This is a genomic window from Dietzia sp. DQ12-76 (assembly GCF_014145045.1).
Taxonomy (GTDB): Bacteria; Actinomycetota; Actinomycetes; order Mycobacteriales; family Mycobacteriaceae; genus Dietzia.
In genome coordinates this window covers 1-7,995 of sequence record NZ_JAALDV010000068.1, presented here as the reverse complement: position 1 = coordinate 7,995, position 7,995 = coordinate 1, and the positions used below count along the sequence as shown (strand labels likewise).

Here is a 7,995-nt window from a genome sequence, read left to right as displayed (position 1 = left end):
CGCACCCGCCACGTGGGTCGGGTGCGTCGAGTCGACAGAGCAGAGGACGATCAGGAGATGGCCTGGGTCAGCTCCTCGCCGAGCGACCTCGCCTCGTCGGGGGTCAACTCCACGACGAGGCGTCCGCCACCCTCGAGAGGGACGCGCATGACGATCCCGCGGCCCTCCTTGGCCGCTTCCATCGGTCCGTCACCGGTCCTGGGCTTCATAGCCGCCATCAGGTCGATTCCCTTCGTCCTTGGCAGTGGGCCGCGTCCGGTGAGGACGACCACGCCCACGTGCGGTGTTGCTGAATGGATGCTGCGATTCTAGCGCGTCACACCGGGCCCGGACGCGGGAGCGCGTTCTGGGCCCGCGGCGTCCGAGTGCTGTGGGCCGTTTCCCGCGCCGTCGAGGCGCGCGCGGAGGCGGTCGATCTCCGCGGCCGCCTCCTCCAGTGCCCAGTCGACCTCCGACATCGTGTACCCGCGTGCGGACATCCCGAACCGAACCGATCGCAGATCGTCTCCACGGAGCGGGCCCTCCGGCAGCGAGGTGACCGTGTGGCCCCGCGCCACGGCCGGCAGTGGCTCGGAGCGGCCGAAGACCACGACCGACAGGGCGAAGAGCGCTGCGGCGACGATCAGGGTGAGCACCACGTAGACGACGACGGTGAGCATGCGGGCGAATCCCCCTCTGGTCCGGGCCGGTCCCCCAGTCTCGCACAACCGCCGCGGCGTCGGCGGCGGTGACCAGGCCGGGTCAGGCGAGGCCCCGGACCGTTCGCGCAGGTGGGCGGGTCCCCGAAATGGAGGCCACCATCTCCACCGCCCTACGGGTCGCGAGCACGTCGTGGGTGCGGAACACGCGGGCACCCATCATCGCCGCGACGGCGGTCGCGGCCAGAGTGCCCTCGGCCCTGTCGTCGATACCCGCGTCCAGGGTCTCGCCGATGAAATCCTTGTTGCTCAGAGCCATGAGGACGGGGGGGCCCAGGGCGACGATCTCGTCCAGTCGCCGCAGCAGTTCCAACCCGTGGAAGGTGTTCTTCCCGAAATCGTGGGTGGGGTCGATCAGGATCCCGTCGGCCGGGACGCCCGCGGCGATCGCCCGCTCAGTGGCGGCCGACAGTTCCGAGACCACGTCGAGGACCACATCGCGATAACCGACCCGGAAGGGACGGGTCCGCGGGATCGCGCCGCCGGTATGGGAACACACGAACCCCGCCCCCACCTCACCGGCTGCGGCCAGGACCTCGGGATCGTGTCCGGCCCACGTGTCGTTGACCAGATCGGCGCCGGCGGCGAGGGCCTTCCTGGCGACCGACCCACGCCAGGTGTCGACGGAGAGCACGGCGTCGGGGTACCTGTCCCGCACCGTCTCGACGAAGGGGACGACCCGACGCACCTCCTCACGGGCGTCGACGAGCTCACCTGGCCCCGCCTTGACCCCACCGATGTCGAGGATGTCCGCGCCGTCCGCCACGCACCGATCGACCCGCTCCATCGCCGCCGCGTCGGTGAAGTTCGCTCCACGGTCATAGAAGGAGTCGGGGGTGCGATTGACGATCGCCATCACCAGGGGCCGGTCGACGGGTACCGGGTGCCCGCAGAGCGTGGGCTTCCAGTTCGAGGGTGAGGGGGCCGAGGTCGGTCCGGTCATCGACGCCCTCCGCAGGCGTCGAGGGCTGCCTCCACCTCATCGCGGACCACGAGGTGGTCGAACGCCTGAGGCGAGACCAGTCCCGACTCGACGAGGCCCCCGACCCAGTCCAGCAACGGCCGGTAGAAGCCGATCGGGTCGTACAGCACCACCGGCTTGTGGTGGAAACCGAGCGACGCGGACGTCCACATCTCGAACATCTCCTCCATCGTCCCGATCCCCCCGGGCAGGGTGAGGAACGCGTCGGAGCGCTCCTCCATCTCGCGCTTGCGCTCCCGCATGGTGGTCACCACCACCAACTCGTCCGCGGCGGTGTCGGCCACCTCCCGCACTCGCAGCCCTTCAGGGATGACACCGACGGTTCTGGCTCCGCCGTCCCGCGCCGCCTCCGCGACCGCACCCATCATCGACACGTGACCTCCACCGGAGACCAGGGACCACCCGCGGCGGGCGATAGCCGCACCCACTTCGGTGGCGATCCCCAGCAGCTCGGGGTCGTACGACGAGGAGGCGCAGTAGACGCAGACCCTGCGCCCGGGCACAGGGGCCCTCATCGTTCGACTCCCCGGTGCTCCTCGCCGAAGAGGTCTTCCCGCTGCTCTGCGGTCAGCGCGGCCTGATGGTGCGCCCGGCGGATGTACTGGACGGCCTCGTCGACGGAATCCGTGACCAGGAACAGATCGAGATCGGACGCCGAGACCATGCCCTGCTCGACGAGGGTGCCCCGGATCCATTCCACCAGAGGTGCCCAGAAGTCGACGCCCAGCAGCACGATCGGGAACCGGGTGATCTTGTCCGTCTGGACCAGGGTGATCGCTTCGAAGAACTCATCGAGGGTGCCGAAACCGCCCGGGGTGCACACGAAGGCCTGCGTGTACTTGACGAACATCGTCTTGCGGACGAAGAAGTAGCGAAAGTGCAGGCCGAGGTCGACCCAGCGGTTGATTCCCTGCTCCATGGGCAGCTCGATCCCCAGACCCACGGACTCGCCGTTCGCCTCCCAGGCGCCCTTGTTCGCCGCCTCCATCTGACCGGGTCCACCACCGGTCACGACGGCATACCCCGCCTCGGCGAGGGCACGACCCAGTTCCACCGCCTGCTCGTAGGCGGGATCGCCCGGGCGCGTCCGTGCCGAACCGAAGACACTCACCGCGTCGGAGAGCTCCGCGAGTGCGCCGAACCCGTTGACGAACTCGCTCTGGATGCGCAGGACCCGCCACGGGTCGGTGTGCAACCAGTCGGTGTCCTGATTCTTGTCCAGCAGCCGCTGGTCCGTGGTCGTGCGATCGCCGCCCCTGTCCCGTCGCAGGAGGAGCGGGCCGCGCAGGTGTACCGGATCGTTCTGTGCCATCAGGGTCACATCTCCTACAGTGGTCGGCCCGGGTTCGGAGGCCCGGATCGTGTCGGCTCCGGGCTCGTGTCGGCTCCGGGGTTCAGTCGGCTCCGGGGTTCAGTCCGATGCGGTGAGGTAGGCGCGGAGCATCCCGGTCACCGCGGTGATCTGGGTGGCCGGGCAGTGTTCCTCCCGGGTGTGTGCCAACCCGGGATCGCCCGGACCGAGGTTGACCGCGGGAACGCCCAGAGCAGCGAACCGTGACACGTCGGTCCACCCGTACTTCGCCCGCACCCGCCCACCCGCCGCACGCACGAGGTCGGCCGCCGCCGGGGCCGCGAGACCCGGCAGGGCCCCGGGGGACATGTCGGTCAGTTCCCAGTACTCACCGGGCTCGCTCGGCGGATCCTCGCCCGTCGGGATGCGCCCGGACCGGGTCAGCCCGAGCGCCTCGAGAGCGTGCGTGAGCGCCGCATCGGGGTCCCGGTCCGGGGCGAACCGGAAGTTGACGTCGAGCCATGCCTCGTCCGGAACGGTGTTGCCGGCCACGCCTGCGGACATCCGCACGGCCTGCAGCCCCTCCCTGTACACGCATCCGTCGATGTCCACCGAGCGCGGCTCGTACGACTCGAGCGCCGCCAACAGTGGGGCTAGTCGGTGCACGGCGTTGTCGCCCAACCAGCTCCGCGCCGAGTGGGCCCGGGTGCCGCGGGTGTGGATCCGTAGACGGCAGGTCCCCTGACAGCCCGCCTCGATCTGGCCACCGGTGGGCTCACCGAGAATCGCCACGTCCCCACGGAGCCAGTCCAGGTGGCTCCGTTCGAGGAACCCCAGGCCGTTGGCGGTGGCCTCGATCTCCTCGCAGTCGTAGAGGACGAGGGTGAGATCGTGCGCGAGCGCGGCAGAGTCCGCGAGGGTCGCGAACAGGTGGAGGAACACCGCGTCCCCGGACTTCATGTCGACCGCCCCGCACCCGTGCAGGACCAGATCGTCGCCCTCTCCGGTGATCGTGGACGGCACGTTGTCCGCCACCGGGACGGTGTCGAGATGACCCGCGAGCACCACGCGCGTGGGCAGGCCCCTGGTGGTCCGGGCCAGGACGCGGTCGCCGTCACGGATCAGTTCGGTCCGCCCGGCGGCCGGTCCGGTGAAACCGGCGACCACCTCCTCGAGCGCGGTGTGGACGGCGCCGGCGATCGCCGCTTCCGCCCGGGAGGGGCTGGGGATGTCGACGAGCGCACGGGCGAGGTCGACCGGGTCTGCGGTCAGATCGAGGGCGGCGGTCACGGCGTCCACCTTAGATGCCCGTCACCGTTGTGCGCCGGGGCCGACCGCTAGCATCGGGGTATGAGTGCACACGGAGCCGTAGCCACCGGAATCGCCACCCTGACGTCCGATCACACCGTTCTCGACGTGTGGTATCCCGCGCCGGAGCTCGGTGCGGCCTCCGAGGGGGGCCACCGGATCCTCTCGGGCGACGAGGTCCCCGCCGAGCTCGCCCCCCTGACAGGACCCGATGCCGACCGCGGTGTCGAGCGGGTCGCGGTCCGCGTGGAGATCGGCGACCTCACGCAGGCCCCGACCGACGCGTACGACGCGTACCTCCGGCTCCACCTGATCAGCCACCGCCTCATCAAGCCCCACTACGCGAACATGGACGGCCTCTTCGGGACCCTGAGCAACGTGGTGTGGACCAACTTCGGCCCCTGTGCGGTCCCGGGCTTCGAGCTCGTCCGCGCCAAGCTCCGCGCCCGCGGACCGGTCACGGTGTTCGGCATCGACAAGTTCCCGCGCATGGTGGACTACGTGGTCCCGTCCGGGGTGCGGATCGCCGACGCCGACCGCGTCCGGCTGGGAGCCCACCTGGCGGAGGGGACGACCGTCATGCACGAGGGCTTCGTCAACTTCAACGCCGGCACCCTCGGGCCGTCGATGGTCGAGGGCCGCATCTCGGCCGGGGTCGTGGTCGGCGCCGACTCCGACGTCGGCGGTGGCGCGTCGATCATGGGGACGCTCTCCGGCGGCGGCAAGGAGACCATCTCGATAGGCGAACGGTGCCTGCTGGGAGCCAACTCCGGGATAGGGATCTCCCTCGGTGACGACTGCGTGGTCGAGGCCGGGCTCTACGTCACCGCCGGCACGAAGGTGGACGTCCGGGCGGGCGCCTGGGCCGACCGCGAGCCCGTCAAGGCCGGCCGGCTCTCCGGGATGGACAACCTGCTCTTCCGTCGCAACTCCGTCTCCGGCGCGGTCGAGGCCGTGCCGTGGAAGAAGGAGGGCGTGGAACTCAACGACGCGCTCCACGCCAACGACTGACTCGCGGGCGGACATCCGCGTCCGGTATCCCACATCGGCGGGCGCCGGCCGGGTCTCGGTGACCTCAGGCCAGCCGGCGTACCGCCTCGGCCACCGTGGCGTCGGTGGCCGTGAGGGCGATGCGGACGTGGCGGGCACCCGCGGAGCCGTAGAACTCGCCGGGCGCCACGAGCAGACCGCGCCGGGCGAACCAGTCCACCGTCTCGCGGCAGGGCTCGTCCCGCGTCGCCCAGACATACAGCCCGGCCTGCGAGTGATCCACCCGGAATCCGGCGGCCTCCACGGCCGGGAGCAGGAGCTCGCGCCGGGCCCGGTAGCGCTCGCGCTGCTCGGCCTCGTGCGCGTCATCCCGAAGCGCCGCGGTCATGGCGTTCTGGACGGGCAGGGGCATCATCAGGCCGGCATGTTTGCGGACCGCCAGCAGCTCCGCCACGAGCGACGGATCCCCCGCCACGAAGCCCGCGCGATACGAGGCGAGATTCGAGGTCTTGGACAGCGAGTGCAGGGCCAGCAGGCCGGAGTGATCGCCGTCGCAGACACGCGGGTCCAGGATCGACGGCGCCTCCCCCTCCCACACCAACCCGAGGTAACACTCGTCCGAGGCCACGATCACCCCGCGTTCGCGGGCCCACTCGACCACCTTGCGCAGGTGGTCCACGCCGAGCACCCGGCCGCTGGGGTTCGCTGGCGAATTGAGGTAGAGCAGGGTGGGCGACGACGGGCCGAGCTGGGTCAGCGAGTCGGCACGCACGACCGCCGCCCCCGCGAGCAGGGCGCCGACCTCATACGTCGGATAGGCCACCTCCGGTACGACGACCGTGTGCCCCGGACCGAGTCCGAGTTGTGTGGGCAGCCCCGCGATGAGTTCCTTGGTGCCGATGGCGGGCAGTACCGAGCCGGCGTCCAGCCCGGTGACACCGTAGCGCCTGGCGAGGGCGTCGGCGGCAGCCGTCCGCAACTCCGGTGTCCCGACGGTGGTCGGGTACCCCGGTTCGTCGGATCCGGCATCGAGCGCCTCGCGGATCACCGGGGCGACCGGATCGACCGGGGTGCCCACGGTGAGGTCGACCAGGCCGTCGGGGTGCGCCGAGGCGAGGGTCCTCGCCTCGGCGAGGGTGTCCCACGGGAACACGGGGAGTGCGCGCGCGGGAGGACGGCGCTCCGGGCGCGACACGACCGAGGTCACTCCTGGTTCATGGGGGGCAGCGCCTTGATGAACGGGTGGTCGTAGTCGATCTTGCCCACCTTGGCCGCGCCACCCGGGGATCCCAGCTCCACGAAGAAGTCGACGTTCGCGGTGTTGTACTCGGACCACTCCTCCGGGGTGTCGTCCTCGTAGAAAATGGCCTCCACCGGGCACACGGGTTCACACGCGCCGCAGTCGACACACTCGTCGGGATGGATGTACAGCATCCGTCCACCCTCGTAGATGCAGTCGACCGGACACTCCTCGACGCAGGACTTGTCCATCACGTCGACGCACGGCTCTGCGATCGTGTAGGTCACGTCGGCCACCTTCCTCATAGCGGTATGGCCTGCATCGTATGTCACACCCCGTGCGCGCGACCACGCCGCCCCGAAGCCGGTCGCGCTATGTGACGACGGTCACGGGGATCTGGGTGGGAGCCGGGCCGTAGACGGTGTCCCTGCGCCGCACGGGCCGTCCGATACCGGTGGCGATCTCCGCGATCTCCTCCGGGGTCTTGGCCGACCCGTTCTCCGCCCCGGCCATCCGGGAGATCGTCTCCTCCATGAGGGTGCCGCCGAGGTCGTTGGCGCCCGCGCGCAACATGGTGCGAGTGCCCGCGACCCCGAGCTTGACCCAGCTGGTCTGGACGTTGTCGACGGCGCCGTGCAACATGATCCGGGCCAGCGCGTGGACCGCGACGTTCTCCTGGCGAGTCGGACCCGGCCGGGACGCGCCCGCCAGGTAGAGCGGGGCGCTGCGGTGCACGAAAGGCAGGGGGACGAACTCGGTGAACCCGCCGGTCCGGTCCTGGATCCCCCTCAGCGTGCGCAGGTGCGCCACCCAGTGCCGCGGCGTGTCCACGTGGCCGTACATCATGGTGGAGCTCGATCGCAGTCCCACCTCGTGTGCGGTGGTGACGATGTCGATCCATTCGGAGGCCGGGAGTTTGCCCTTCGTCAGCACCCAGCGGACCTCGTCATCGAGGATCTCCGCCGCCGTCCCCGGGATGGTGTCCAGACCGGCCGCCCGCAACTCGGTGAGCCACTCCCTGACCCCCACCCCGGACCGGGCCGCCCCGTTCGAGATCTCCATCGGGCTGAACGCGTGGACGTGCATGGACGGCACCCGCTCCTTGACCGCGCGGACGAGGTCGGCGTACCCGGTGACCGGCAGGTCCGGGTCGATCCCGCCCTGCATGCAGACCTCGGACGCCCCGGAGACGTACGCCTCGTACGCGCGGTCGGCCACCTCGGCGGCCGAGAGCGAGAACGCGTCCGCGTCCCCCTTGCGCTGGGCGAACGCACAGAACCGGCACCCCGTGTAGCAGATGTTGGAGAAGTTGATGTTCCGGTTGACGACGTAGGTCACCGTCTCCCCCACCACGTCCGCGCGGATCCGGTCGGCGAGTCCGGCCACGGCGGCCAGCCCGTCCCCCGTGGCCGTGGCCAGGGCGAGGTACTGGTCGTCGGTGAGGCCGGCCGGGTCCGATTCCGCGGCCCGCAGCGCCGCGACGACC

10 protein-coding genes are annotated in these 7,995 nt (G+C 70.6%); 1 reads left to right on the top strand and 9 read right to left on the bottom strand.

Going from position 1 to position 7,995, the window contains the following annotated elements; all coding sequences use genetic code 11:
* Window positions 1–50: 50 nt before the first annotated feature.
* From G6019_RS03435 to dapE, 6 genes are all read right to left on the bottom strand, one after another.
* Window positions 51–218 (bottom strand): DUF3117 domain-containing protein, encoded by a 168-nt coding sequence (locus G6019_RS03435; RefSeq protein ID WP_081615186.1) that lies wholly within the window; start codon window positions 216–218, stop codon window positions 51–53.
* A 90-nt stretch (window positions 219–308) separates the two neighbouring features.
* Window positions 309–659: a DivIVA domain-containing protein gene (locus G6019_RS03430; protein WP_107756753.1), complete on the bottom strand. Its 351-nt coding sequence runs from the start codon at window positions 657–659 to the stop codon at window positions 309–311.
* Between the two features lie 82 nt (window positions 660–741).
* On the bottom strand, window positions 742–1,641 hold the full coding sequence (folP, locus tag G6019_RS03425; RefSeq protein WP_182612883.1) for a dihydropteroate synthase: 900 nt from the start codon (window positions 1,639–1,641) through the stop codon (window positions 742–744).
* On the bottom strand, window positions 1,638–2,195 hold the full coding sequence (locus tag G6019_RS03420) for a TIGR00730 family Rossman fold protein (RefSeq protein ID WP_107756755.1): 558 nt from the start codon (window positions 2,193–2,195) through the stop codon (window positions 1,638–1,640). The genes folP and G6019_RS03420 overlap by 4 nt, the downstream gene beginning before the upstream one ends.
* Entirely contained in the window at window positions 2,192–2,992 is an 801-nt protein-coding gene (locus G6019_RS03415) for a TIGR00730 family Rossman fold protein (protein WP_107758131.1), read from the bottom strand. Before G6019_RS03415 ends, G6019_RS03420 begins: the two co-directional genes overlap by 4 nt.
* A 99-nt stretch (window positions 2,993–3,091) precedes the next feature.
* Window positions 3,092–4,261: a succinyl-diaminopimelate desuccinylase gene (gene dapE, locus G6019_RS03410; RefSeq protein ID WP_182612884.1), complete on the bottom strand. Its 1,170-nt coding sequence runs from the start codon at window positions 4,259–4,261 to the stop codon at window positions 3,092–3,094.
* A 60-nt stretch (window positions 4,262–4,321) separates the two neighbouring features.
* Between dapE and dapD the strand changes: the two genes are divergently transcribed.
* Window positions 4,322–5,290 carry a 2,3,4,5-tetrahydropyridine-2,6-dicarboxylate N-succinyltransferase gene (gene dapD, locus G6019_RS03405; RefSeq protein WP_107756757.1) on the top strand — a complete coding sequence of 323 codons (969 nt, stop codon included), beginning with the start codon at window positions 4,322–4,324 and terminating at the stop codon, window positions 5,288–5,290.
* 64 nt (window positions 5,291–5,354) lie between these two features.
* On the opposite strand, the gene dapC is transcribed toward dapD, so the two are convergent.
* The 3 genes from dapC to cofH form a co-directional block, all read right to left on the bottom strand.
* A complete protein-coding gene (gene dapC / locus G6019_RS03400) occupies window positions 5,355–6,464 on the bottom strand; it encodes a succinyldiaminopimelate transaminase (protein ID WP_182612885.1) in 1,110 nt (369 codons plus the stop codon).
* A gap of 8 nt (window positions 6,465–6,472) precedes the next feature.
* Window positions 6,473–6,796, bottom strand: a complete 324-nt coding sequence (fdxA, locus tag G6019_RS03395) for a ferredoxin (protein ID WP_107758132.1) — start codon at window positions 6,794–6,796, stop codon at window positions 6,473–6,475.
* Between the two features lie 85 nt (window positions 6,797–6,881).
* A partial coding sequence (gene cofH, locus G6019_RS03390) for a 5-amino-6-(D-ribitylamino)uracil--L-tyrosine 4-hydroxyphenyl transferase CofH (protein ID WP_182627040.1) occupies window positions 6,882–7,995 on the bottom strand: 1,114 nt, incomplete at its 5' end.

Bases quoted from the DNA above. Each gene is read 5' to 3' on its own strand.
- G6019_RS03415 (WP_107758131.1), bottom strand. From the start codon at position 2,992: ATGGCACAGAACGATCCGGTACACCTGCGCGGCCCGCTCCTCCTGCGA.
- G6019_RS03420 (WP_107756755.1), bottom strand. From the start codon at position 2,195: ATGAGGGCCCCTGTGCCCGGGCGCAGGGTCTGCGTCTACTGCGCCTCC.
- folP (WP_182612883.1), bottom strand. From the start codon at position 1,641: ATGACCGGACCGACCTCGGCCCCCTCACCCTCGAACTGGAAGCCCACG.
- G6019_RS03435 (WP_081615186.1), bottom strand. From the start codon at position 218: ATGGCGGCTATGAAGCCCAGGACCGGTGACGGACCGATGGAAGCGGCC.
- dapD (WP_107756757.1), top strand. From the start codon at position 4,322: ATGAGTGCACACGGAGCCGTAGCCACCGGAATCGCCACCCTGACGTCC.
- G6019_RS03430 (WP_107756753.1), bottom strand. From the start codon at position 659: ATGCTCACCGTCGTCGTCTACGTGGTGCTCACCCTGATCGTCGCCGCA.